Annotated in this window: 20 protein-coding genes, 1 other RNA gene and 1 pseudogene; 14 read left to right on the top strand and 8 right to left on the bottom strand. The window is 57.0% G+C overall.

The features are described from left to right. Positions 1–55: 55 nt before the first annotated feature. The 5 genes from EO141_RS03890 to EO141_RS03870 are packed head-to-tail and all read left to right on the top strand — an operon-like array spanning position 56 to position 9,661. The gene (locus tag EO141_RS03890; RefSeq protein WP_127168560.1) at positions 56–985 is read left to right on the top strand and encodes a DUF4007 family protein; all 930 of its coding nucleotides are present in this window, start codon (positions 56–58) and stop codon (positions 983–985) included. Then, entirely contained in the window at positions 982–4,464 is a 3,483-nt protein-coding gene (locus EO141_RS03885; protein WP_127168559.1) for a hypothetical protein, read from the top strand. Before EO141_RS03890 ends, EO141_RS03885 begins: the two co-directional genes overlap by 4 nt. Beyond that, entirely contained in the window at positions 4,461–5,261 is an 801-nt protein-coding gene (locus tag EO141_RS03880; RefSeq protein ID WP_127168558.1) for a phosphoadenosine phosphosulfate reductase family protein, read from the top strand. Before EO141_RS03885 ends, EO141_RS03880 begins: the two co-directional genes overlap by 4 nt. 35 nt (positions 5,262–5,296) lie before the next feature. Next, positions 5,297–7,672 carry a sensor histidine kinase gene (locus EO141_RS03875; protein ID WP_127168557.1) on the top strand — a complete coding sequence of 792 codons (2,376 nt, stop codon included), beginning with the start codon at positions 5,297–5,299 and terminating at the stop codon, positions 7,670–7,672. Between the two features lie 3 nt (positions 7,673–7,675). Next, positions 7,676–9,661, top strand: a complete 1,986-nt coding sequence (locus EO141_RS03870) for a hypothetical protein (protein WP_127168556.1) — start codon at positions 7,676–7,678, stop codon at positions 9,659–9,661. Between the two features lie 1,512 nt (positions 9,662–11,173). Here the strand turns inward: EO141_RS03870 and EO141_RS03865 are convergent. Together EO141_RS03865 and EO141_RS21320 are read right to left on the bottom strand one after the other, a co-directional pair. Further along, positions 11,174–11,479, bottom strand: a complete 306-nt coding sequence (locus EO141_RS03865) for a hypothetical protein (protein WP_127168555.1) — start codon at positions 11,477–11,479, stop codon at positions 11,174–11,176. Positions 11,480–12,053: 574 nt separating this feature from the next. Beyond that, positions 12,054–12,194, bottom strand: a complete 141-nt coding sequence (locus EO141_RS21320) for a hypothetical protein (protein WP_164739049.1) — start codon at positions 12,192–12,194, stop codon at positions 12,054–12,056. Positions 12,195–12,418: 224 nt separating this feature from the next. On the opposite strand from EO141_RS21320, the gene EO141_RS03860 reads away from it, so the two are divergent. Next, positions 12,419–12,661 carry a hypothetical protein gene (locus EO141_RS03860; protein ID WP_127168554.1) on the top strand — a complete coding sequence of 81 codons (243 nt, stop codon included), beginning with the start codon at positions 12,419–12,421 and terminating at the stop codon, positions 12,659–12,661. 226 nt (positions 12,662–12,887) lie between these two features. Here the strand turns inward: EO141_RS03860 and EO141_RS21650 are convergent, their stop codons facing one another. From EO141_RS21650 to EO141_RS03840, 4 genes are all read right to left on the bottom strand, one after another. Then, complete coding sequence (locus tag EO141_RS21650) at positions 12,888–13,826, bottom strand: hypothetical protein (protein WP_065031356.1); 939 nt, start codon at positions 13,824–13,826, stop codon at positions 12,888–12,890. A gap of 560 nt (positions 13,827–14,386) precedes the next feature. Continuing rightward, the gene (locus EO141_RS03850) at positions 14,387–15,376 is read right to left on the bottom strand and encodes a hypothetical protein (RefSeq protein WP_065031355.1); all 990 of its coding nucleotides are present in this window, start codon (positions 15,374–15,376) and stop codon (positions 14,387–14,389) included. A gap of 225 nt (positions 15,377–15,601) precedes the next feature. After that, positions 15,602–17,461 (bottom strand): hypothetical protein, encoded by a 1,860-nt coding sequence (locus EO141_RS03845; RefSeq protein WP_065031354.1) that lies wholly within the window; start codon positions 17,459–17,461, stop codon positions 15,602–15,604. Beyond that, positions 17,458–18,207, bottom strand: a complete 750-nt coding sequence (locus EO141_RS03840; RefSeq protein ID WP_126944114.1) for a hypothetical protein — start codon at positions 18,205–18,207, stop codon at positions 17,458–17,460. Before EO141_RS03840 ends, EO141_RS03845 begins: the two co-directional genes overlap by 4 nt. A gap of 884 nt (positions 18,208–19,091) precedes the next feature. On the opposite strand from EO141_RS03840, the gene EO141_RS03835 reads away from it, so the two are divergent. Further along, complete coding sequence (locus tag EO141_RS03835; protein ID WP_065031352.1) at positions 19,092–20,189, top strand: hypothetical protein; 1,098 nt, start codon at positions 19,092–19,094, stop codon at positions 20,187–20,189. Between the two features lie 156 nt (positions 20,190–20,345). On the opposite strand, the gene EO141_RS03830 is transcribed toward EO141_RS03835, so the two are convergent. Further along, positions 20,346–20,975: a hypothetical protein gene (locus tag EO141_RS03830; protein WP_231110580.1), complete on the bottom strand. Its 630-nt coding sequence runs from the start codon at positions 20,973–20,975 to the stop codon at positions 20,346–20,348. 272 nt (positions 20,976–21,247) lie between these two features. On the opposite strand from EO141_RS03830, the gene EO141_RS03825 reads away from it, so the two are divergent. Then, entirely contained in the window at positions 21,248–21,595 is a 348-nt protein-coding gene (locus tag EO141_RS03825) for a helix-turn-helix transcriptional regulator (RefSeq protein WP_065031351.1), read from the top strand. A 14-nt stretch (positions 21,596–21,609) separates the two neighbouring features. On the opposite strand, the pseudogene EO141_RS03820 reads toward EO141_RS03825, so the two are convergent. Beyond that, positions 21,610–22,164, bottom strand: a pseudogene (locus tag EO141_RS03820) (site-specific integrase); the annotation flags it as partial. 585 nt (positions 22,165–22,749) lie between these two features. Here EO141_RS03820 and EO141_RS21825 point away from each other — a divergent pair. From EO141_RS21825 to EO141_RS03795, 6 genes are all read left to right on the top strand, one after another. After that, a complete protein-coding gene (locus EO141_RS21825) occupies positions 22,750–22,875 on the top strand; it encodes a hypothetical protein (protein ID WP_256359909.1) in 126 nt (41 codons plus the stop codon). A gap of 27 nt (positions 22,876–22,902) precedes the next feature. Then, positions 22,903–23,196, top strand: a complete 294-nt coding sequence (locus tag EO141_RS21645) for an H-NS family nucleoid-associated regulatory protein (RefSeq protein ID WP_231110579.1) — start codon at positions 22,903–22,905, stop codon at positions 23,194–23,196. A 57-nt stretch (positions 23,197–23,253) separates the two neighbouring features. Next, entirely contained in the window at positions 23,254–23,661 is a 408-nt protein-coding gene (locus EO141_RS03810; protein ID WP_065031349.1) for a hypothetical protein, read from the top strand. Between the two features lie 320 nt (positions 23,662–23,981). Then, complete coding sequence (locus EO141_RS03805) at positions 23,982–24,578, top strand: restriction endonuclease (protein WP_081280519.1); 597 nt, start codon at positions 23,982–23,984, stop codon at positions 24,576–24,578. A gap of 80 nt (positions 24,579–24,658) precedes the next feature. After that, a non-coding RNA gene (locus tag EO141_RS03800) (sX9 sRNA) lies at positions 24,659–24,734 on the top strand. A gap of 167 nt (positions 24,735–24,901) precedes the next feature. Continuing rightward, on the top strand, positions 24,902–26,125 hold the full coding sequence (locus EO141_RS03795) for an ABC-three component system protein (RefSeq protein WP_065031347.1): 1,224 nt from the start codon (positions 24,902–24,904) through the stop codon (positions 26,123–26,125). Positions 26,126–26,168: the final 43 nt, after the last annotated feature.

Raw genomic sequence — 26,168 nt, 5'->3', positions numbered from 1 at the left:
CCACAGGCGGCAAGCCATTGGGGCAGGACGCCGTATAAAAAGGCTTAAAAATCAAATGCTTGACGCCGCAACCGCGAATCTTGCTGAACGGATTTCGGGAGATCGCTTCTCTGGCCATGAGTCATTTCCATGCCGCTATGGCTGGCTACCCAAGTTTTACGACCTTCTGGTCCGGCGCCCTGAAGCCGTTCGAGTCGACGAGCAGGTCATGGTTGCCCTGGGCATCGGTCGCAACATGGTCAAATCTGTACGCTTTTGGATGCAAGCGTTTGGTTTGATGGTGGATCACCCCAGGACGGATCCGGCAGCTACTCCGTTCGCGAACTGGCTGCTTGACCAGAAAAACGGTGCAGACCCCTACCTGGAAGACGTCGGCAGTCTTTGGCTGCTTCACTGGCGCTTGGCGGCAAAGGCCGATCTCGCGGCATGGCATGTCGCATTCTTTCAGTTGCCCGAAAAAGAAGTGCTTAAGCGCTACCTGCTCCAGCGATTGGAGCGACATGCGGTATCACTGGATAAGAAGCTGTCTGCCACCACCGTTCGCCAGCATCTGGACATATTCCTGAGTACCTACGCCGCGTCCCCAAACGCCGAGCGCGCGAGTGTTGAGGAACGCCTGGGAAGCCCGCTTCAAGAGCTTGGGCTTGCACGCATCGTACCTGCCGGCGAGAAGGAGGAGTTGATTGAATTCTCGCGGGGCCCTTGGAAGCACCTTTCGCTTGAGACATTCATCCGCGTGATGCTGGATTACTGGGAGTTGGCTGCTCCAAGCGACAAGACCATCTCTCTCCGTTCGCTTCAGACGGGATTTGGCAGTCCTGGCCTAACGCTGCGCTTGGACGAGCGTGCGCTTATGCAACTGATAGCTGAGGCGTGCGCAGTTCGCCCGGACCTCTTCCACCTTTCCGACGGTGCGGAGCTCCAAGCAATCACTCTGCTGACAGCAGACGTACGTAAGGCCAAATCTGAAGTGGGGTATGTATGAGCAATCGCAAGATGACCATTAAGGACGCGCTTGGCGTGCGCAGCCGATATGTGCGCGCCGTCAACATCTCCCGCGATCTGGACGACGTCGGCGCGCTCGAAGGCTATCTGATCACTGATGGTGTTCGTCAGGCGCTTGCGCGCCTGTCCAAGGGTCTTTCTGCAGCATCAACCCAGCGCGCCTGGCGCGTTACTGGCAGTTACGGAAGTGGCAAGTCTGCCTTCGGGCTACTGCTGGCAAACCTGTTCAGCCAGCCACTGACCAAGAAAGGCGCTGCAGGTGCGGTTCTTGATGAGCAAGCCAAGGACCTGCTCCCGGACTTGCGTAAGCTGCCACGATATGAGGTGTTAGTCATCACTGGCGCCAAAGAGGATGCGAGCGTCGCGCTCGCTCGTGCACTTGACGAGCTTTTAGCTCGACGCCGGACAAGCTCAAGCCAGAAGCAGCTTCGTAGCCGGCTGAGTGACTTTATCCAATCCCGGCAAACTGGCAAGGGTAGCGCTAGCGAAGTGCTGGAGCTTCTGGGTGAGGTGCGTGCACTGATCGCTTCGGCCATTATTGCCTCCGAAGGCCTCCTGATCTTGGTTGATGAAATGGGCCGCTGGCTGGAGTACGCCGCGGCACCTGACTCCAAGATCGATGCGTCGTTCTTCCAGGCCTTGGCCGAGCAGTGTGGCGGTCGCGTGGACGATATCCCTGTGGCAGTCATCGGCTTCCTGCATCAGCGCTTCGATGACTACGCAAGTGGTCGTCGTGATCGTCGTGCAGGCCTGGAATGGGCGAAAGTTGCTGAGCGGTTCGAGGACATTTCGTTCGTTCAGACCTTTGAAAGCACTGCCAAGCTCATTGCCCGAGCGCTGGAGCCCGATCGCGCTGCTTACAAGCGCTCGGGCGTGTCAGCTCGGTCCAAAGAACTTTATATGCAGGCGAGCAAAATGGGGCTGATGGACTCAGGATTGCTGAAGGGGGAGGGGATTGGTGGCGAAAGCCTGTATCCGCTTCACCCCGCCGCATTGCTTTCCGCCGTCTCAATGTTCCGACGCTTTGGACAAAACGAGCGTTCCACGTTCTCGTTCCTGTTGGCCTCTGAGCCTTTTGCGTTCCAAGACTATATCCGCCGCCGCAATCTGGATCCGGGCGAGTGGTACCGCATCACCGATCTTTGCGACTGGCTGCTTGCTCAGGGCACTCTGCGCACGCTCGATGAGGAGCGCTTGAAGCGCTGGTCGCTTCTTCAGGAAACGCTCCGCTCTGCACCGGTCTACGAGACCGAAGAGCTGATGTGCCTGAAAGCCGTGGGTCTGCTGAACCTGCTTGAGCCCCAGCCTGGACTACCTGTGACCTTCGCAAATTTGTCATTCGCTTTGGACGACCGAGTTGACTCGCCTGCCATTGCCGAGGCAGTTGAGAAGCTGATTCAGAAATCTCTACTTTATGTGCGACCGGCGACCCAGGAGCTGTGTCTTTGGCCGCAGAGCAGTGTGGATGTTGCAAGCGAGTATTCGCGCATCCGCAAGGGACTACAGCCTACACAACGGCTGGGCTCGTTGCTGCAGCACCTTCCCGGCGCACGACCCATGGTTGCACACCGACATTACTTTGAGACCGGAACGCTGCGGACGGCCCAGATTCACCTGTTTGATGAGATCGTACAGATCCATGGGCGAGCTGAGCAGGCCATCAACGGTGATGCCGAGATCCTGATCATCCCTTGTTATCCGGACCAAGATGCGGCATTCCTTGGTCGCCAACTAGAGGCAATGAGCGCCTCATCAGTACCAGGTCGTCTTTTTGCCTTGAGAAAGGTGAGCGAGGACGACCTTGAACTTGCAGATGATCTTGCCGCGTGGACGCAGCTGGAGAATGAGTGTGCGGACCTGCGCGTCGACACTTATGCGCGTAACGAGGTCAAGCAGTCCATTCATAGGGTGACCGCCAACATCTCGCTGCGCCTGGCAGACCTGCGAGTGCCGGGGCAGGGCACGGACGGCGTTATTTGGTGGCACCTGGGGCAGCGTCTTGACATAACCAGCGGGCGCCAGCTGAACCAGCAGCTTTCCACCATCCTCGATAATCTCTACGTCCAGGCTCCGCGAGTCCGTAATGAGCTTATTAACCGCACAGCGATTTCCAGCGCTGCAGCCGCAGCCCGGCAGCGCTTGCTGGAACGGATGTTTGCCAATGCCGGTGAAGCCGACTTAGGCATCCAGCAAACTCCGCCTGAAATGGCGATCTACCTGTCCCTGTTCAAAGATACCGGGCTGCATCGCGCAGATGGCGCTGCATGGCGCTTCCAAGCCCCCAATCCGGGCAGCGATTGGATGCCGGCCTGGAATGCGTTGGGCGAAATGCTCGACACCAAGGGTCTGGTGACGATCCGACAGGTCATGGATCATCTTGCAGACGCTCCGTTTGGCATGCGACACAGCGTCTCCTTGTTACTGATCGCCGCTTTCTTGAGTGTCAACCGCGACGCCATCATCCTGCGTGAGCGCGGCAGCTACCTCACGGTTCTTGAGGACAGCCACCTGGGTAGGCTGGTTAAGAAGCCTGAGGCATTTGAGCTGCACATGATCCACGCTCAGTCTTCTACGGCCTCCGTTCTGACTATGTACCAGACCGTGCTGCAGAGACATTTTGGTTCGGCCGCCGTCGGTGCCACGGTCGCCGAGATCACTCGCGCGATTTACGACTGGTACCTGGCCCTTCCGGAGCACACACTAAATTCCACCAAGCTCGACGCTTCACATCGTGCGGTTTTGGCGCTGCTGAACAAGGCTTCCGACCCGATCGAGCTTCTCACGGTGACAATTCCATTCGCGCTTGGGGCAATCAAGGTCCGAGAGCCAATTGATGGTAAGAGCAAGGTGGCCGTTGAGGTCCTGCGTGCTCGCTTAGAAGGCATGCTGCGGGCAGGATCTGAGCGCCTCAATGACCTGCGTTCGGAGATCACATTGGTGCTCGCAGATGAGGTCGGCGTGCGCGATGTGGCAGATGTGCGTCCTCACATCATCGCGCTGTCCGAAGGGGCAATGGGCGAAGTCGTCGACTATGCGCTCAAGTCTTTCATGCAACGCTCCATGGACGGGCAGCGCGATGATCGCCAATGGATCGATTCTCTGGCCAGCCTGCTCGGTGGCCGCAGCATTGACACTTGGCACGATGAAACCATCGTCCGATTCCGAGGCGAGGTTCGCCGGGTGTACACGCTTTTGACGCGCGTGGTGGCTTTGAACAAATTGACCGGAGCTTCAAAGTCGCCTGATCATGCCGCAGTCGCGGTCCATGTCGTGGATCAGAAGGGCAAGGAGAGATTTATCGCTGTACCCGCAGATGCTGAGGGTCTGCTGGGGTCAGAGGATATGGCTGATCTTCGTGCGGCTCTGTCTCGACTGCCGGTGCCGGCATACGCCTTGGCTCGCCTGCTATTGGAATTCTCATCTGATTTACCCGCAACCCAGCCGGAGAGCGTGGCATGACCGAACCCCGACACATCCTCAGCCTTTCGGGCGGCAAGGACAGCGCAGCGCTTGCGCTGTACATGCGCGATCGCATCCCGAACATGGAGTACATCTTCAACGACACGGGCAAAGAGCTGCCCGAGACGTACGAGTACCTCGATCGCATTGGCGACTACCTTGGACGGCCAGTAATCAGGCTCAATGCCGATAAGGGCTTTGACCATTGGTATGAGATGTATGGCGGGATGATCCCGTCTAACCATCGCCGCTGGTGCACCAAGATGCTTAAGCTGAAACCGTTTGAAGCCTACATTGGCGAAGAGCCAGTGCTGAACTATGTCGGCATCCGTGCTGACGAAGATCGCCAGGGCTACGTCAGCACCAAGCAAAACATCATTCCGGTCTATCCGTTCATCGAAGACGGCTTGGTGTATGCAGACATCGTACGGATCCTGCATCAGTCGGGTGTTGGCATGCCACCCTACACCAATTGGGGCCGCACACGCTCTGGCTGCTTCTTCTGCTTCTATCAGCAGAAGATCGAGTGGGTGAACCTGCTGGAGACCTATCCGAACCTTTTCGAGCAAGCCGAGGCCTACGAGCGGGAGTACGTGCCCACGGGCAACCTGTTCACTTGGTCGCAGGGGGAGCCGCTGGCCGAGCTGCGCAGGCCGGAGCGTGTGGCGCAGATCAAGCAGGATGCTCTGAAACGGCCGGCCAGGCTGTCTTCTAAAGACAATCAATCTCTGGCCGATATCTTCCGAGCGCAGCGAGAAGTGACTGAGGATGATGGCTGCGTCATCTGCACGGTCTAACCTCGAGTCTTTTGAGTAGCTAAGGAGAGCATCACATGGCATTTCACATTAGCGCGCGGACGATACTGCAGCTAGGCGCAGAGCTAATATCTTCTGATTCAGTTGCGCTCTACGAGCTGATAAAAAACGCTATCGATGCCCAGTCAGCGCGGGGCGTATCAATCGAATTTAATATCGTTATCAAGGACTCCGACTTCCGATCCGCTATGGAACTTGCCGAGGGGGATGCAAGCCGAAAAGATAGACGAGAAGCCGTACGGGCAGCACTTCTTAGCTCCATCTTAGCAACCGCCCCGGACGTTCAGGCCGGCGTGTTTCGAGATGCGATTGAAAAGCCAACCAAGCTCACCGATCTTTTGGAGAGCGCTGAACGCGCCTATAGGGATTGCAATACGATTACTGTCCATGATTGGGGGCATGGCATGTCCCTCAACGATCTCAGGACTATCTATCTAACAATCGGCACGACAAGCAGAGCGTCAGCGGTAAGGAATGCATTAAAAGACAAACGGCAACCAACACCCTATCTTGGTGAAAAGGGCGTCGGACGGCTTTCAGTGATGAGGCTAGGTCATCGATTGCGCGTAGAGTCAGCAAAAGCGTCGGACGAAAAGGTCAACATTCTAGAAATCGATTGGAGGCAATTCGAGGAGGCGGACGAACTCCCTGCCAGCTCGGTTGCCATTGTTCCGAAGAGAGGAGGGCATAAAGGCCAAGAACCCTCTTTTACCCGCTTAATCATTTCCGACTTGCGCTCGACATGGAGCGCTGAGGCCGTCGAGTCCATGATGGCGCGACAGATCGTTCGGCTCATGGACCCGTTCTCCTGGGAGGGTCGGCGCTTCCCCGTACGGTTTCTCTTCAACGGAGAGTCTATCGCTAAAGATAGATCAGTATCCTCCGATTTACTGAAGAATGCACACGCGAAGTGCTCAGGAAAGTTTGCGATAGCTGAAGACGGATCTATCTCCCTGACTCTTGAAATGGAGTCTTTACTTTACGACGGTCCAAAGCAAAGCCTCACATTTGACAAAACAGATCTGTATCCAATGGCTCGCCTTAAGGATGCTGGCCATCCATTCTCAGTACTCTCGAGCATTGGCGATTTTTCATTTGACTTTTATTGGTACAACCGCCAAAGGCTCAAGGCCATACCCGGGCTAGACCGCCATGAGGTGCAGAAGCTGGTAAATTCTTGGGCAGGAATACTCTTGTTCAGAGATGGATATCGAGTAATTCCCTACGGTGATGAGGGTGATGATTGGCTAGGGCTAGACAGAATTGCGCTCTCCTCCTCGGGCTACAAGCTAAATACCAAGCAAATCATCGGGCGAGTGAGGATCGGCCGCTTGACAAACCCGAAGCTATTGGATCAGACCAACCGTCAAGGGCTCATAGAGAATCCGGCCAAAATTGCGCTTGTGTCACTACTGAATAATCTAATTCAGAAGTGGTGGAGAGCATACCTTACCGAAGCGACTCGAGCCAAGAAAAGCAGCGATAAAAGTAGTTATGATAGCCAAGATGAAACCACAGGTGTAAAAGCACTACAGAAGCGTGCCGATACTTCATTAAAAGCTATCGGTAGACTATACACCGGAGAAGCTGCGCATCTTAAAGAAGTTCAGGACGCATTCCTCGAAATCAAGGATGCTCACCGCCGCGCTATACAGCACATTGAAGAAATCGAAGATCAGAAGGAGCGCCTTACTCAGCTCGCAGGAATAGGGCTGATGACGGAAGTAGTCGCTCATGAACTAACCAGAGCTACCGAAGATACGCTCAAGACCATCAAAGCCGTCCCAGCGGGCTCACTTGACTCCGGCACCGCGTCTGCATTGAAGACGCTTTCCAAGCAAGTGGGTGTCATCAAAAAGCGCCTCCAAGCATTAGAGCCGCTCTCAATTCCGGCACGACAAAGGCGAAGCACCCAGGACATTAGCCACATCGTCTCATACGTCTTAGAGGGTCATGCATCGCAGTTTGAGCGGCACGGCATTAAAATTGATTGTAACATCGACATTATCGGGCCAGTGGAGGCATTTGCCGCAGAGGGAAACATTGTTCAAATTCTTGAAAATCTGATCAATAATTCAATTTATTGGCTGGATGTGTGGCGGGAAGAACGTCCCGGTCATGATGCAGCCATTAGCATAGTAATCTCAGCCGATCCACCAAGAATTTACTATTCTGACAACGGTCCTGGCATTCCTGTTGAAAGAGAACGCATTGTTTTCGAGCCATTTTTCTCAACGAAGCCCGATTCCGACGTCCGGCGAAAGGGATTGGGTCTCTATATAGCGAGGCAGAGCGCGGAAATGCAGGGCGGATCCTTGACGCTGTCTGGAGAGGGGAGCGTGCGGCCGAACAGGTTTAACGGATTTGAACTTGAGTTGAAGAAAGGACCTTAAATAATGAATCTCATTGACTCGTTTCACAATGCTGGCATTACGCACGCGATCATTGTTGACGACGCCTATGATGAAGTGCCCAGTACGCCATTGACCCGCGACCAAGCTCAAGAAGTAATTAATGGCATTGGAGAGAAATTCGATCAACTACTGCGCGAGCTAAGAGCGCGCGTTAGGGTTGACGACGCAGAGGGTTGGGACGAGTTAGATGATGAAGCATTCATCACGGCTTGCTTGGTCACACTGGATGGCACTGGCGCTCTTTATCGAGGTAAAAAGGACTTTCCTGGCGCTGAGACTGTCTTTAAAACATACGATGACCAAAAGGCAAGCAGGCGCCAAGAGGTTGACAAGCTTGAAAGCAAGTTGGTTAAAGCAAACCTCACAGTCCAGCGCTACGGTGCAATCGAAAGCATTGATGATAGCCACCCGCCTCACCTTTTGTTTCTAGACCTTCAAATGCAAGACACTGCAGGTGGAAGGGTCGACACTGCGGCTGCGATATCAGCCTACACACGGCTGCACAAAAAACATGAAGGCAACCCCTTCGTGTTTCTTATGTCTACGCTTTCCGGCGCCTTACCGTCGTCCGCCGAGGCCTTTAGGTATGCTGCTGGGATTTTTCATTCTCAGTTTGAGTCTATTGATAAGGCCATATTCAGCCAAGATCAAATGTTTGAGGATCTGCTTACAAGCTACGCAGTTGCGTATTTGCACCTAGGTCGAATGAGGGCTTCGATCGACAATGTAGTTTCTGCTATAAATGCATCTGCTGATTCCCTAAAGCAGTCCCTTCTCGATCTCGACATTGCCGACTACAGGATCCTTCAGTCCAACACAGCTGGCATTGAAAAGATGCCCCTTGGCGTTTACGTTACAGAGCTTTCCCTTGAATATCTATCTTATTTGATTGAGTCTGATCCGAGGCTGTGGAATTTTGCCGCTGAAGTTGACGCATGGAGACGCGAAAATATTCCTCGATCAAGATTCGCACTCCGTCCATCAGTGCGCGACGTGTACATGGGAAACGTGATTCATGCCCCATCGAGGCTAGAACAAGAATCCAAACTAAAAAGGGGGCCCAAAGACGGTTATTTTTATCTTGGTGATGTGTTCTTCCGCACCGAAGATTGCATAAAGGGAAGGGAACCAAGGAGTGCTCTAATCATTGCAACGCCAGCCTGCGATCTTGCCCGTCCTGACACCTTAAAAACCGACCGCACGATCCTGCTTTGCCAAGGGCGCGTCACAAAGACCAAGGCGAAAGAACCGATCCCAACGGCAAGGAGTGGATTGCCGATGACGCTCCTATGTCACCCAGCTGATAGCAGCATGAAGCTTCATATCGAATGGAACATTAAGAAGTTAGAGACTTGGGACGCGGCAATTATCAACCGATTCGCGCGGGGGACTGCAGTCTGGACGCGTGTGGGGCGCTTAAGGCCTCTCTATGCACTGCAAGTTCAGCATGCAATTACAGCAGATCTGAGCAGAGTGGGCACTCAGCGCCCGCCAAGCGAACCTGTTCCTCATGGGGTTGAGCTACTTGTGCGTACTTCTGGAAAGTGGAAATCAATCGATGCAGTAGATGCGTCCTCGCCGCTCGCGGCGGCAGTGTATCGATCGGAGGATCAGAGCCGCTACTCGTTTGTTCTGTCTGACCCCACACTAACCAGGATCAGGCAAGTGATCGCAAGCTACAAAGTTTCACCTGACAAATCCGTGGCAACTGCCGCGGCATGGTTGAGCGGCCTAAAGCAACTCGATCGAAAGCTAATCTACGCAGACTTCGATTTTAGCGGATCCAAGGGCGCAACTCGGCAAGCCTACCCGTTATCGCTTACAAAAAGGAAGCTAAAGCATCAACAGTGTATTGCATACGTAGATAAGCGCATCAAGTGCCCATATACCGGGATTACCGGAGGCGCTGCCGAGGTAGCCGGGGATCAGCAGGCAATATTCGCAATTAGATTCGTTGCACTCAAATGAAGGAGTTCCCTGCCGGCAACGCTACGCGCCGGCAGGCTGCCTTTATCATCGAATCAACTCTAAGCTAACTTTCCTTGGTTATCCAGTGTCAAATAAATCTCTTTAGGTCTTCCGAAATCGCAAGCCATCCAGCTAGACTTGCTCTTCGAAGGGCGGTCGTCACAGCGTCATTGGCCAGCCCTCTAATCCCTGACGAATAGACATATTGACCTACCAACGACGCAGCTGAAATGCAGTAGAGTTGCCGAGTTACTACTAGAGATGATACCAATCGGCGGCGAAGAATCATCCCCTGACCATGCGAATGAGGGTGCGAGCGCTCAGAAATCAAGAAGACCCTCTTAGATTTGATGAGCGGATCTTCATTCGAAACCTTAGCCTTGTTTAAAAAGGCCCAAGCCAGGACTAGCCATGCTAGCACTCTAGCTTCCGATCTCAAGATGTGTGAATTCGAAGATTCTCCACTAAATTCCGTTAAGTAACAGCTGCTTTGGATGAGCCCCACTTGCCGCTCAATGATTTTTGCAACGCCCGGGCTTATGGACCGCCCTGAACGCGCAGCGGATACTGCCAAGAGCGCGTGCGACAGGCGATGGCAATCTACCTGTCCGCCATTAGTAAAAATTTTAATATGCTCGACTAATTTTGCTTGCCCGCCTTCCTCCAGCTCCCTCACCAAACCTAACTGGATCTCCAAAGCCTCGCTAGCATGCCGAGAAATGGAAACCTCGTCCCGAAGGAACCTATTCATCGATATATTTACGAGTAAGCGTGAGAAAAGACTGTCACCTCGGCTGCATTGAGCCGAAATTCTATGCCAACGAATCTTGTGATGCTGAAGCTCAGCTTCACATGCACGCAGCTTCTCGTTCTGAGCTGCAGCGAGCAAGCCAGGCAGGGCGCCATCCCATTCTAATGGGAGCGAAAACGGGGCGTCATGCGCGAGCTTATAGCAAAACTCTTGGACTCCACGTAGAACTAGAACTCCGCGCACGTCGGCCACCCCTGGCAAGCAGTCGATCCGACGGCCAGAACTATCGCTAGAAGCGTCATAAAAATCTAGGATGGCACTAAACTGCGCGAGTTCGTCGTCAGGCACGAAACTCCTCAGCTTGCAAATGAGCTCCTTGCGCCCCAACAACTCGGCTGCCGAGTCAACGTCAGCCTCACTGGGGGGAGCGCAATCAGCAGGGATCGCGACCCGGGTAGTAAATCTCTTTACTGCTGCATCTTGCTTATCGGGCGGACCATGCGGCAACGTCGAGTGCGTCGCCATTAGCCATTTCTTGCGCTTTTGAGAAAGTAGCAAGCAAATCTTTCCGAATATCCGCAACTCGTCATCGGTGGCGTCGACCTCCTTGGCAGACCCTAGGGACAGCATGTCTTTTAGTATATTTAATGAAGCTGCCTTATCGGGCAACCCCCTATCGCCAGAGGGTGAAGTGCCCCCGACAAGAATGAGCTCCTTGTCGAGGGCCGCCTCGGCTGACGATCTAATCGTCGAGCGAGGCATTACGTGGCTGGCGCCTGAGTCGGCTTACGCGCCTTACGGCGCTCCTTGCTCAGCCGAGCCCGCATTTCCTGTGGAACGCGCTCACCATCCTCAGTGCTGCGATAAGCAGTCACAACTGCGCCAGCGAGGACCAGGCCTTCCGACAGCGTAGCCACACGGCCCACTTCCTGATAAGCGCGAGCCATTTCGGTCACCACTTCCGCTTCGGAATTTTCCTGCAGGGCCTGGTGCAGGTGCCAGAGCTGCTGCCCTTGGCGAACAACGACCTTAGTCGAGTGAAGGTAGGGCAGGGGTTCCTTACACATTTTTCATGTCTCCTAGTCATTGGAGCCGCAGTCGTCAGACTGCTGGCTTGTCGCGAAAGCGACGATTACAGGATGGATCAGCCGAATTCGAATTCATACGGGGCTATTCCCCGTGAATCTTCAGGGCGCCATCCAGTCTTCCGGCCGGCAAAGGGCTGTCTAGTAGGTTCGAGGCGAGGTTCAGGTACGTGTCGCCCGATTGGAAGTAGCCGACGACACTGGCTACTGAGCGGTGATCCATCACGGCCATGAGCCCCAGCAAGGCAATTCCTCGGCTGGCGCCATCAGTCACGAAGCCTGATCGCAGGCTATGGCCACCAAGGTCACCCTCCAGACTGACAATCTAGGCGCGCTTCTTCACAATCACCGCCACCACCTTGTCACTCAAGGCCCCGCCGAGCTTACGTGGCCGTACTCGTCGAAATATCGTACCGTCAACGATACCGGCCAGGCCAGCCAGTCCTGCAGCGCGGCGGCAGCTTCGCCCAGGATCGGCTTGTCAAAGCTCCTGCCGGCCACGGAACCTTAAATGGATCGTCTTGCCCTTGTCTAAGTGATAGGTAAAGCCTCCATCCTAGAGGTCCCGAAGATTGGCGATCGTTGCGTTGACCACCTCGCCATGCCGGCGCCCTACACTGGCAAAGGCGAAGTAGAGCAAGGCGCGATCGCGCTTGCCGCCGATCAGCGAAGCATCGCAGGTGGCGGCCATCGCCATGACGTCTGCCGCGAAAAGGGCGGTTTTCTTGGCCGGACGCTCACCGCTATTGTGGGACGCACGCCGTCCCTTCGATCGAGCCTGTTGACCCGTTATCAAGCACGCAATGCAGGCCACGCGGCTTAAGTGGCGGCCTGGAAGAGATCCTAGAGGGTGAAGCCGTCCATTTGGGCTACCGGAACGATAGACACCCGGAGTGCGTCGGCGGACCATCAAAGAGAGCGGTGCCCACCTTGCTGGCCTATTGGCGAGCAATGCCCAATGTTGAGCGCGGCATTGTTGTTCGCACGCACCAGGAAGGAATTCAAACTAAAGCAGCGTTGAAACCGGGGCTCTCAGGGTACGGTATTGAGGTTTCTGTGGATCCCAGTATGCGGCTGTTGAAATCCAGGATGACAGAGTGCGGCCATTGGGGAGGGTTGATGCGGCTGCTGGTTAGACAATGCCGCGCTCAACAAAAACAATGAAGGACATGATCCAAGCAAAAAGGACACGTGTACACCGCACTCTAAAGTGCGCTCGCTATGTCCTTGATTTTTCTTAGCACTCCTCATTTTGGAGCATGTAACAGTGCGTGAGCCTGTGCACTCTCGATGAACCATCCTTGCGCGCTACGCATTCAAAAGGGGCCATGTTTGTGGCCCCGCACTTAAGAATGCCTAGTAATCCAGGTAACGCACTCATTGATGCCCGTTATTGACGGTGACTCCTTGGCCGCCCTCGGCCGTGAGCTCGTTCGCGACGCTGATTAGCCTCATCTGCTTCTTCGAGCAAACTTGCTGCCATGTAGGGAGTTCCCAGCGGGTACCACGTGGCGTGTACTTCAGCTAGCCTCGTACGATTGACAACCGCTAGCATCCAGGGCTGTGTCAGATGAGGGCAGTCCCGCCGCATTCCAAACAGGTCGGGGATGTGTTGCGACAGCGTGGCTCTGAGGCCTTCGGCATACCCGCGCGTCAGAAGACACCCACATACCTTGATCAAGAGATTTAGCTCTTCCATCTTGGCCTGGCCGTGGAAGTCGAAGAGTGACCTGCCATCCAGCGCGATGTCGATCAACTTCACGACAGAACGGTAGGACGCAGGGTGAAGGCAGGCAAGATTGAGGAACTGCTGCCCGGCAACCTCCCAGGGGGGAAGTGCGGAGAGTGATCCGGAGAACCCTCGCCGGGCGGGTCGAAAGGTCGCCGGCGCCTCGATACCGACTCCAGTTAAGAACAGCGTCATTTCACGGTCGGTGAGAGTACTCGCGGGCAGCTTGAGTGCTAGATCTGCCGCTACATTTGCGACCGCCGGTCGAATCTGAGCAGGGACGGTAAGGAAACCAGGGCGGTCCTGCCGCAACGTGTCGAGCTGCCTAAGAGCTTCCTGATTACAGCGGGGACCATGGATGGTGGTTCGCCAAGAACGCTTGTGAAGAGCGACCTGAGGCTTGCCACACCTCCACTCCAAAGCCTTCGGCAACTGAACAAGGCCCGCCAGTGCTGCCGCCGCGTCGGCCGGCAGTTCCGGCATGACGAGAATGGTGCGTCCTCTTTCGCTGGTGGCCCAGTCCAGGTAGATAGCGAGGAAGTCAGCGGCCCCTGAGGGCGGACCAGCCGATTGCTTGAGAGCTGCCTCGGTCGACAGCAAGGAGTGTCCACATTCACACGCTAGATTCTCGTCGAAGCACCAATCGGCGAGCGCGGTCGGCTTCCTGCCACAGCGCATGCACGTGTTCTGTAGTGCAACGCCGTGCCAAGGACAACGTTGGATCCAGGGTAATTGATGTAGTAGCGTGTGGTAGCCTGAATGCATGCACTGCGGGCAATAGCGGAGTACCCAACCAGTTTTGAGGATGTTCGAGGGCGCCTGAAAGGGGAACCATGCCGTCAGATTCCACGTCGGCGGCACTGTGGGTAGGTGCAGGGCGCGAGCCAGAGCCGCTTGGCGAACGTCAGAGAAGGTCATCAGCTCCGATAGGTCATCCGCCCGGCGGCTGCGGATTCCAAAAAGCCGAAAGAGGTCGATCGGGTCAAGGGCATTGAGCCGCACGAGCCGCGCAAGTAACCCGAAGGCAGATGTTGCAGGTAGGACTCTAAGGTCCATACCCACAAACGGAGTCGTCAGCGAAGAAGCAAACGGCGTCAAGGAGTCGCGCGATACTGTCCCTCGTAGCGTGATAGGGCGGCTCGGCTGAGCAGCAGGAATGATCATGCCGGCATGCCCCGATAGCCCGGCTCGATTTCCAGGTAGCCCGCGCGTAGCAGCCCTCCACGAATATTTGTTTCCGTGAGTTCACTGAACTCCGGATTCTCGTAGGCTACTCGGACCAGGATAAAGTACACGAATCGTTCGAATGACTGCATCGGCCATTCCACGACGTCAGGCAGGCCGTGTTCGGCACGCAGGGAATTGATCACTAAGCGGATGAGATCGACCTGAGTACCCAACCGCCAGCCCAGCGCGTATGCCTTGGGTGCAAAATATTGCGTATAAGAGATGCCAGATCCTTCGGGCCAAACTAGCTCCTCGTCATACTCACGAAAGGCAAGGGCCACGTCCGAGGCAAGTTGATGTTCTCGATCGGCCTTAGGGATCTCCCACAGCAGACCCGTGTAGTGGTGGGAGGTGGTGAAGAAGCGTCCATAAATGTGGCGGGGCGGACGCCTGTCAATCGCCGAACGGTCGAAGCGCCCCGAGTCGGTTTGATTGATAAAGAAAAAGAAGATTCGCCCGGTCTTCTCACACTCATTCACGATCGACATGACGTGCTCGTACTCGTCGGCAGTGAAGCGGTTTGCCTCGTTGAAAGCCACGCCGATCACTTGCGCGCCCTGACGGTGGCCTTCCTCCTGGAACATGCGAACTGCACGCATGAGCGTGCCGTTACTTGTCGCGCTTGCCGCGACCGTCTGCCCTTGCTGCAGCAGTAAGGAACTGGCAAAGTAGCCTTCGCCTGGCTTGGCCGGCTTTGTATAGCTGAACTCGATCATATACATTGGGAACGGCCGCCAAGCATCGGTCTGGATAAGTTGGCGAACACCATAGGTCTTGCCGATGCGACCGAAGCCATCGATCCAGATCGCATCAGAGCCAATCTCGATACTGTTTCTGGCATCACCGGCCAATCGTTCGCCAGGGCGCGTGATAATCAGTGGGCGCTTGAAGCGCAGCATGGGATGGCGAGCATCAGTCGTCATGGCTCGCCTCCTGGGATGCGGTTGAGCGACTAGTCGTACTTTCGTCGGACTCGCGCGGGTCTTGATGGACAGGATCGCTAGACAGCTGGATTGCGCTTGTTTTGCCAACACGAGCAAAGCTTTGAATCTGATAGGACGTCGTGCCGTCTAAGCAATGGGGTCTGTTGGTTTTCATGATTGAACTCCAAGGCGGCGATCCGCCGCCATAAATGAAGAGGCAACGGTTCAGCGCCGGCGGAGGTTCACCGGCCCGCCACGTGGCGGAAGTCCCGCCAGCGTTTGCGCCGCGCCGCTGGAGGTGCCGAGCGGCCGGTCAACTGGTGCACGGGGCGAAGCGCCACTGGCAACTTCGTCCGCCGCCCACTTGAGATGTCGTGCGCATTCGCGGACGTCGGCGTGATAGGCCTCGATTAAGTCGTCGATACCCTCCCAGCGCCCCGAATGGGACCTTTTCAGCTTTTCGGCACGCTTGCGTTCGGCGAGCGTGTGGGGCGTGCGTGCATAGGGAGGTAGCGTCTGCAGCGTGATGTAAGGCAGGCCACGCTCATCGAGCAATGTTAGGAATCGGGCGTCATCGTCTTCGATGTAGCCGTGGAACTTTTCGCTGATCAAGTCCGTACGGGGATTGAGCGTGTCACTACGATAGGTGCCATATCCGTAGTTGACGTGCGGTAGAACATCGCCGCTCTTACTCCCGCGAATGGTCACTTGGACACGGATTCGCCGCATATCGCGCGCGTCGTCGGCCGTGCGCGAGGAGCGCAGTGGCATGCCACCAAGCTCGATGTAGCGTTCGGCGACCTCGCGCGGGCTGCGATTATGCAGTTCCGCATGTGCGGACACGTTATAGGTACTAATGGCGACATCGAGAAAGTCCTCCAGCAAGTCGGCGAAGATCGGATAGTTCGACGCCATGCGTGTAGAAACCTTCTGCTCAACCCGATTTTTCGTCTCTGGCTCGAATCCTCCGGCGAGGAAGCGGAGCACTTTCTGTTCGATGAGCTTGAAGAACGCTTCAATCTCGGCGCGGGTTTGCGGAATTCCAGCGACACCGAATCTATAGATGCCGAGTTGGTGGTGCAGCATCGTGCGGCGGGCATGCTTGGCCAAATGACCAGAGAAGTTGTCAAGCGACAGCTTGAGCGCACGAGGCAACAGGCCCGGCATTGCCGCAGGCATCCACGCATTAGGCAGATAGCGCATACGACGATCACTGAGGTCACGCGGATGCCACGGCGTGAGCCCAGCGGACAATGTTCGCAGCAGGTCAAACTGATCGTAGGAAGCGTCAATGACCACCTGCCAAGAAACACAGGCGCGCGACCCCACATCGAACTCAACAAGCAGCAGGAGCCCAGAGATTTTTGCAAGCACCGAAGTGCCATCGGGCAGTGGTATTGCGACACACTGGTCCTTGAGGTCAATGTAGTGCCCATCGAACTGCATCTCATCGAACGGCCGGATGTCTGCCAGTTCCTTCCATTTCGTCAAGGCCATGGGCGCCGAAAAAGCCATCGCTTGGTCGGCGTTGTGCTCGCGCGAGCGCCTTATGAACGTCGACAGCGCTCTACGACCACCATCGCGCGTGTTGAGCGGGTAGCAATCATCCAACCCCTTTTCTTTCAGCATCCGCTTGATGTGTGCGTAGAGTCGATCGAATGCAGGACTAGTTCGCGTTCGTGTGGGCACTTCTCCCTTGAACTTAGCGACTAAAGCGCCGAGCTCTGGAATTGCCAGGACCAGCTGCGTCATCGCATGTGCCCGGCCCTGTGGCGGGAGGCCGGTGTGGCGGGGCTGTGGATCTACAAGTCGCGCCCCTGGAATGCATACCGCGAAGCCATTGATCCCGCCGTTGATGGCGGGCTTGGCACAAAGGTCCAGCATTCGACGCAGTGTCTTGGGGTATATGGAATACGCCGTAGCGACTTGCGAGATCGGCGCTCCCTCCAACAGAGCCACCAATGCGCCGACGCGATTATCGATAGCTTGCTTTTCCTCCTCAGTCCGGTCCGTCATCGCTTTTGTGTCCGGCCGCGGCAAGGCTAGAAGCGCGTCGGCCTCGGTGATGGTGAAGCGCGGCTTCATGTGCGATTCCTCCGCGCAACAACCGAACGCCGGGTGAGTTCTTGCTCGCGATCAAAGTCAAGGGCTCCGAGGCAGATCAGCTCGCAAGTCACCGCTTGGACATCTGCCGAATCGAACGGTGCGAGCGCTGCCTCAAGCTGGTCGATCCGCGCACGCGACTGTTGCTCGACGTTGGCGAGGATTCGTGCGCGCAATGCCAGACGATTGCCCAGTGACTGCGCTACCTGAGCAAAGGCCAGTAGTCGGTTGTGCTGTGCAATCGTCGCGCCGGCAACACGTACATCATGCTCGGTCACGAAGCGGAGCTGCAGGCCGGCATCACGTGCCATAGCCTGCCAACGCTCAGTTTCCCGCGGCCGCGGAATTCCACCTACGGTTTGTACGCAGTCGGCATCAGGCACAAGCAGCAGGAACTGCTCGAAACCCGAGGCATGCCGCACCCAAAAGTGCAGCTCGGTGTTCTTGTCGCCCAAGGGTAGGGTGCGGGGACGCTCCGTGTAGCACGCGATATGCGGATCGCACTCGAGCGCCAGTGCCACCGCTATGGCCGGCAGTCCGTCGACCTCCACCGGTCGCGCCTCCTTGATGGAAAGGAAACCGTAGACGTCGCGCTTTTCGAATTCGCGTCTGCCGTAGATTCGCGGTTCGAAGGGGCGGGGCCCGGGTTGGTGTAGCGATCCGGACGGGTCAATCGCTCGGGGCAAGGCAGCCGGGCTGCCCGGGGACATTTGTGAGATGAATGACATGGGTGCTCCAGGGAAGTGGTACGTCGCGTCCTCGATTGATGGGTAGGCGCACAGCCGTAACCGCCGCAGTGCGATTTACTGCGGTTGGGGTAGGGCGTGTGCACCACAATCGATGGCGTGCGTCGACGGCCGTCGGTCCAGGGTCCGCCGCTAGTTCCACAGAAATGGCGGCGCCGCTGTGCTTAGTGGCGGAGGACGGGAAGGCGATGGGGTCGACCGGCACGTGCTAAGTGCGGGCGTGGACCTTAGATGTGCATGAGGTTCTCCAGGCAAATGCCGCCCGTGCCTTTACGTCCAAGAGGGCGAAAGCATTGACAGAGCCTGCGAACCGTGGTCCCCTGGACGCACTTAGCCGCTAACTAAGTTTGCATCCCGAGCCCCTGTTCGCAGGGGCTTTTTGCATTGTGGTCGTCAAATCTAGGCGATCAGCACCTCTCTTCTTGTGGATGGCCACTCTGTCGTGGCCCTGATGCAAGGCGCGCCCTCCATGAGCGCTAGCCGGCGGCCCCCAAGGAGCCAAGCCAAGCCGCGATGTCGCGCGTGCGCGCGAACACGCCTCGTCGACCGGGCAGCGAGAAGGTGGTGACGGGCAGTCGCCCCTCCTTTTGAGCACGCTGAAACGATCGGGCGCTCTTGAAACCCAAGCAGCGTTGGAGGTCACCGCCACTCACCAATTCACCGTGCTCTGCGAGTAGATCCGCGAGGGGTTGGCTGGGTGCGTCTTTGGAACCTACGTGCATGAGAGAGACTTTCATGGCTAGATTTGGCGACGAGTGGCGTATTCCCCCAGACTGTTGCACAGTTTGCGGAGTGCCGGTGGCATGCCATTTCCCATGGGAACTGACACTCCAAAGAACCACCCGAAGCGGCCTGGTCCGGCCCCGATGGACATCGCGCTGCTAACGCGACATCGCCTGTGGGCCTGGATCGTCCTGGTGTGCACGCCGGAGGTTGACTCCTGGCATGCTCTTGATGAGCACTGGCTGGAGAAGATTGATGGTGGAACGTCCACCCAACGTCCGCTCCGGAAAGTGTTTCAGCGTTACTTCCACATCGGAAACGACCCGGGAAAGCTGCGGGGCATCAATGGCCTGAAGCTCGTGGAGGCCGTACACGCTGACTACCACCAAAGTGCAGCGGCGGCGCTTTACAACTCCCCGTTCTGGCAACTCACAGGGCCCGAAGTTCTGCCAGGAGACCAGATTCGGGCGATCCACGCTGACCTATTGAGAAGGCTGGGATTGGTTCGGCTGACCCCTACACAGCGGGTGGTGGCTATAAGCAGCGGTTTCAAGAATGTAGCAAGTGACAATCGAGACCTACGCACCATCGCGGAAAACGCCTACAACATTGGCGAGTTTGCTTCTGTGGATGCCATTGCCTTGCTGGCATGTTCCTTCCGGCTCGCGTTGGACGCCTTATCGCTCAAAGAGGCCGACGTCTACCTGGACGCGCTTCGCTGGTCAGTTCGCCGCATCCTGACCCGATGGGATGCGCATCACCTGGTTGGCCAGGCGCTGGCGACGCTGATTGAAGTCCGTCTGCTGCGTCGGCCCAGTGGCCCAGTGTCGCCTGAGGTGCTGGGCTTCAGAACGCGGCGGGATCGGTGCCACACCGAGCTGCCTGTTGTGTCGGTGTATACCTCGCACCACATGCTGCAAAGATGTGAGGCTTCCTACACATCGCCCATTGTGCTAAGGGACGGCGACATGGAGCTATTTTTCGATGACTTCCAAGAGAACTATCAAGTGCTTCGCGACCAGATCCTAGAACGACTTTCTGAAGGCGACGCGGATCAGGAGTGGATGGAGACTGCGAGAGCAATTCGTCAGCAGCGGCAGGATCTGATTGACGATATTTTCCTGGGTAACCTCAACACTTCTGATGAGGACGCTGTTGAGATGCTGCGCTATATCTCAAGATTCCGGGCTCTCCGCGGGCTCGCAGGCATCTTGGATGAGTTCTTCAACCCCAACCCCTAGCCCTATATTGGCACGCAGTACGTGCCTTAGAAGGTTGACCTACTCCCTGTAATTTAGATCAGCCAGCACTAAAATTTCTGCGACAATCAGGCCCAAGGAGGCCCGTCGCCATGAAGAGCATCGCTTCTACGTTGAGCAAGCAAAGAGCCGTAGGTGCTAGATCAGCTCGAGGGCTGGGGGCGACATCCAGTACCGATCGCCCAGTCGCGTGGCGACGGTGGAGAACACCGACGTAAGCGCACAGTCCGGAAGAGAGTAGGACGGAGAAAAGCAAAGCTTTCCTTCCAAGCTGCCCTGAGTGAGCCTGAGCCGCCGCGGCAATTCGCTGCTTAGCGTGGACTTCAACATCTCGACGTTGCCAGGGTATTGCAAGGATATCGACGCCATGCTGCGCACCGCTGCCCAGCATGCATAACGCCAGTGGCCCAGGCTGTATAGCGAGTCGTAAAGCATGAGTAGCCGGGCCAGCTCCACAAGAAAAAAGTCGGGAAACTGATGTATGCGCAATTGATGCCGAAGATAGGCTGTCACGTCCTGCGGAACCAGCTCCTGCCAGACCCTTAACCACATCTCTGCATAAGGGGGCTCTTGAGCCTCACTTTGCAGGTAGTCCTTGAGCCGCACCTCCAGTTCTTCGAAGAGGACGTGTGGCCAAGTGTAGGACCAGGCAATCTTGTCACCGTCGATCGTATGGCTATCCGGGCCGGCCTCCGGCTCGACTCGGACAACCCCCAGCGCATCCAATACCGAAAGAACACTGTGAGTGCCCTCCACCGTGGGCGCCACGCGTGTTCGCGCGTGGCGAGCTTGTACCAAAGCCAGAAGATAGAGGGCGCCACGACCGCCTAGATGACGGACGTCGCTAATAGTTGGGGCGTCAGGACGCACTAGATCCCGAGACTGCGTTTTTGAGTTGTTCATCGGTTCGACGAAGGACCAGGAGCAGTCGATCCAGGACCGCGGACTGCGTGCTGACCGTTGCCATGGCATCTAAGAATATCTTAGTATCCAAGCGCCGGTCACTTCCGCCATCCTTAGCCCTCCTTGAGGGGGCAAAAGTGAACAGGCGGACGGCAGAACATCCGGTTTTTGCGCTGCGGCTAGCACAGGCGCGCGAACGAGCCGGGCTATCTCAGAAGCAGCTCGGCATCCTTGCCGGCTTGGATCCCGCCGTGGCCTCTCCACGTATCAACCAGTACGAACGCGGCAAGCACGAACCCCAGATCAAGACAGCCAAACAGTTGGCTGAGGTACTTGGCATACCCGCGGCGTTTCTCTACACCGAAGACGAGCTGTTGGCCCAACTGCTTCTGCAGTGGAATGACCTATCCGTTCGCCAGAAGAAGGATCTGCTCAAAAGCCTTGAGAAAACTCCTGCGAAGCGGGAGCCGCGCAAGGGCCGATGACGCATTGGCCCGCGCTAGAGATCAAGCAGTCGAGCCGCTGGGTTGCTTGACGCGTCCCCGGCCTGAAAGTAGCCGATCGCCTGCGCGACGGAGCGATGCTCAGTCAGCGCCATTAAGGCGGGCAGGGCGATGCCCTGGCGGCCGCCCTCGGTGATAAAGCCCGAGCGCAGGCTGTGGCCGGCAAAGTCCCCGTTCAACCCCGCCTGCAATGCCCGCCGCTGCACAATCGCTGCAACCGCCTTCGGCGCCAGGGCAGGACCGACGCATTCACCCACAGGCGACGGAAGAGGGGACCCATCTGTGATGTCGGCCGCGCTCAGCCATTCAGCCAGGGCGAGTCCTGCGCGGCCCAGCACCGGTTTGTCGGGTGTGGCAGTTGCGCTCGGACCAGCCTGCTGGGTTTTGCTGTGCTCCAGCCGATAGATGAAAGCGTCTTCGCCGATGCGGCGCAGGTCCTGCCAGTCAGCTGCCGCGATCTCACTGCGTCGGCGCCCGCCACTGGCAAAACCAAACAGCAGCAGTGCCTTATCTCGAAGTCCCTCCAATGAGTCGTCACAGGCGGAAAGCAGCTTTCTGCTTGAGACCGGCGCCGATATGTCGGACCGCTGCCGAGGAGTGATCCCAGTATGAACATGACACGCTTGACCCGCACGAATGTCCGCGTACGGCCGAGAGCGGACACTGCGCAGGGCGGGGCAGAGGATTAGGGAGCGTTATCGGGGGTAGGGCAGAGGTCCGCCTCTGGCCAATAGCGGACATCCAGTGAGGGTGGTGCCTGTCTACAGCGCTCTGGGCGATTCACCAGGCACCGCAATGGCGCACCGTTACGCCTCAGCGATTGCCTGTTATGTGCGCCAGCCCCCCCTCATCGCCACTCTGTTTGATCGGCTACTGCCACCTGAGGCAGGCTCGGCGCACGTTCGCTCTGGCCGGGATGGATCACCTCACGGCCATCGCCCGGCTGTGAGGTGACCCAAGTTTCTGGACCAGAACAAGAAGCTTGAGCCAGATGTAAAGAAGATCCAGAACCGTTCCCGAAGTGACCCAGTGGAAAATTGAAGGAAACTTGGTTCTCCTGGTAGTCCTAGGCAGTGTCGGGTGGTCATGCCCCAGCGGTGGGCTATAACCGTTGAATTCCCAAACGAAGCCCTCCCTTGCCCCTGATCACGCTGAAATCCCTCAATGCCGAGATCAAACAGCTCGAAGCCCAGAAGGAACTGGTGGAGAAGCGCGACGGCGAGGTGCCGAAAGCCCTAGTGGTCCTCCAGAAGTATGCGTAGATCCTCAGCCCCGCCCAGCGGCAGCAGGTGGCCAAGCTCATCGGGGAAACGATCGACGCCAAGCCGTTGCGCGCACCCAAGGACGCCGCGCGGTCCCGCAAGTGCCGCAAGCTCGGCAAGGTGGCTCCGAAGTACCTCCTTCCCAGCGGGGAAACCTGGGCAGGCCGCGGCTTGGCCCCCAAGGCCTTTAAGGCATGGGCCAAGTCCGCCGAGGGCAAGGCATGGGCTAAGGTCTATCCCGGTGAAGTTCCCGTCAGCCGATGGCAGAGTGAAGAAGGCACTCGCCATGGTGGTCAAGAAGGCAAGCGAGCCGGTGAGTAAAGCCGCCCGGAAGGCCGTCAAGAAGCCTGCGAAGAAAGCAACCAAGAAGGCCTGATCGTGCGCGGAACGTTCCCCAAGAAGAAGAGCCGGCTCTCTCCCCAAGGCAAGGCCATCGCGGCCGCCCAAGTGTTGCTGGACAGTGTTGAAGGCCGGTTGGACGAGAAGGCCGCCGGCAAGCGCTTGCGCGAGGAAGTGGGCCTCCAGTGGTCCTACCTCACTTGCATCCAATACCTTTCAGGGCAAGAGGCCTTGGCCGCCATTGAATCCCTCCCCAAGGGTTGGGAGGAAAGCGGGCGCACTCAGGTACACCTTCTGGGGGCTGCAGTCTTGGCCGCACATACGGTGGCCAACCTGCGTTCGGACGGCACCTCGCTTTGCTCCAGCTACTTGGCTCAGGAACTCAAAGGAAAAGCCGTGGAGCAGTGGCTGGCTGAGAAATCCGACACGTTCCTGGAAGAAGTCTGACAGCCGGTCGACATGGCCCCTGATGGTGGCCCAAAGAGCTTTCGCTACCATGGGTGCGCCGTCCAAGCCATCTCACCCGGCGTTGGGGGCGGGGACGAGAATCCCCACCCAAGCGCCGACGAACGAGGCCCCCGCAAGGGGGCTTTGTTGCACCGGCAAGCCGGCCAGTTGGTTTTGGCGGTGCTGCTAGGTCCACGTCGCGTTGGCGTCTTCGGATCTATGCGCAGCACGACAGCGCGGCCCGGCAAGGCCGGGAGACGCCCAGTTGGGCTATCGTTGTCAACGGAGAGAAGGATCATCGACGCCGAACAGCAGAGATCATGACGACTGAAACCACAAGAGAAGGCAGCACTACGAAGGAACGACTGCGGCTCGGACGAGCATTGAGATCCGGCCATCTAGTTTTCGATAGCATGAACAAAGTGCTGCACGTGGTCCAGGACGGAAAGTCAGTTCACTGTTTCCCCTACGCTTCGCTTTCACCCTCTCACTGGGGCTATGTGTACGAACGACATGTCGGTTTGCAGTTCGAGGCTCAAGGCTATGCGGTGACGTACCGAGGACTTCAATTCGGCTTCGTGGACGGCGGCGTGGATCTGGTTCTTGAACGCGATGACGAGACCATTTACGTCCAGTGCAAATATACATTCGGAAAGCGCATCAGCGCCAATGAAGTTCGTTGGATTCTGCACAAGGCCGATGCTTACCTTGCGAGACAATACCAAGGTCGCCGACTACATTTCCATCTGGTGGTTCCTGATTCAAATCGGTGCTTCTCGTCGGTCAAGCTACGGCTCAATGGTACTGTCAAGAAGCATTCGACTGCACGCTACTTCGAAGAGCACAACAATCTCCAGAATCGAGTCAGGCTCAAGGTCGTGGAGGTGCCCATGCGCCGCCCCAGCAGCGAAATATAAAATTGATCCCCCCGGCTAAGAGCAGCTAACAAAACTACTGCGCGGCCGCCAGGCGGGCGCGGCCGGTGCTCAGAATCCTCATGTACCACTCGTACACTGTCGTTCCTGCGCGCCGTCCGCGCCCACCTGACGGCTGCTCGCTACGTTTTGTTAGCCGCTCTAAAACGATTTGTTACTATTGCCAGGAATGGACAGGCAGGGGGGGCGGATTTTCGGCCATAGTCGGGGGAAAAGAGAGTAAAGACATAACGCATCGGAAGATGCGCTATGTGGCCCTAGCTTATCGTCGTCCCCGACCTCCAAGAACAGCACAAGGACTTTGCATGGTCGATGCGCCCACCGATAAGTTTTCAGCCGGCGAGCAGGGTCTGGGATATATCTACCAGGCACGTCTCGCGCTGCTACAAGTGCTTCAATTGCCGGAAGATACTTCCATCTTCCTCGAAAAGGACGATGACCTCGATTTCATAGACGGCGACGGTGGCAAGTCCTTGGCCTCGTTGAAGCACAAAGCGATCGGCGATAGGCTCACCGACCTATCAACCGATTTCTGGAAGTCCGTCAACATCTGGCTGGTGCGGTACAAGAGAGATGGCCGCGCTGCGTCGAACCTGCGGTTCTTCCTGTTCACCACTGGCACGGTGTCCACCGGCTCGTTCCTTGCCCATCTTCTCCCCGATCAGCCTGTCGCCTCCCGTGATGCGGCAACGCTTACCGAATTGGCCGATGCCGCGCTTGCCGAATCGACATCAAAACTCATCGCACCGATCGCCAAGGCGTTCAATGAACTGAGAGATCCCGAAAAGCAGGATTTTCTCGAACGCATCCTGATCCTCGATGGCAGCCCACGCATCGGCGACATCCCGGCGCTCATAAGGGACAAGCACATGCGAAGCATCCGGCGCGAGCACCGAGAGTTCGTCTTCGAGCGGCTGGAGGGTTGGTGGACCGATGCGATGATCAAGCAGTTGACTGGCGCCAAGTCGGAAGGGATCTTCGGCTACGAAGTCTCGGACAAGCTCTCGAACTTCGCCGAGGAATACAAGGCGGACAACTTACCTATCACCTTCCGTGGAAAGGCGCCCGCAGACGAGATCGACACTGATGCCGACCCACGCCTGTTCGTGGCCCAACTGCGCGAGATCGGCATTTCCTCAAATCGGATCAGGAGCGCGATTCTGGATTATTACCGGGCGTTCGAACAACGATCGGCCTGGGCGCGCGAGAACCTGCTTGTGTTGGGAGAGGTCGAGGAGTACGAAGATCGCCTCACCGATGAGTGGGGTCGCTACAAGGATGTCGCTTTCGAGAAGCTGAAGGACGACAGCGCGGAAGAAGCACTGCGCGAAGCCGGCGCGGCGCTCTACAACTGGGCGGAATTTGAGACTGGGAAGATCGAATCCCTACGCATTCGCGCACGGGTGACGGAGCCCTATGTCCTTCGCGGCAGCTTCCACATCCTGGCAGATGCCACGCCCGAACCCAAGGTCTACTGGCATCCCAGATTCCTCGACCGCCTTGGCCAGGTGCTGGGGGTGGCATCGTGAAGCGATGGGATCAGCGCCCCTTCGAGATTCGGAACCTGTTCAA

Source organism: Xanthomonas sp. BRIP62415 (assembly GCF_003993515.1).
Taxonomy (GTDB): domain Bacteria; phylum Pseudomonadota; class Gammaproteobacteria; order Xanthomonadales; family Xanthomonadaceae; genus Xanthomonas; species Xanthomonas euroxanthea.
Note: the sequence above shows the minus strand (reverse complement) of the source record. Positions and strands in the feature narration are given on the sequence as shown.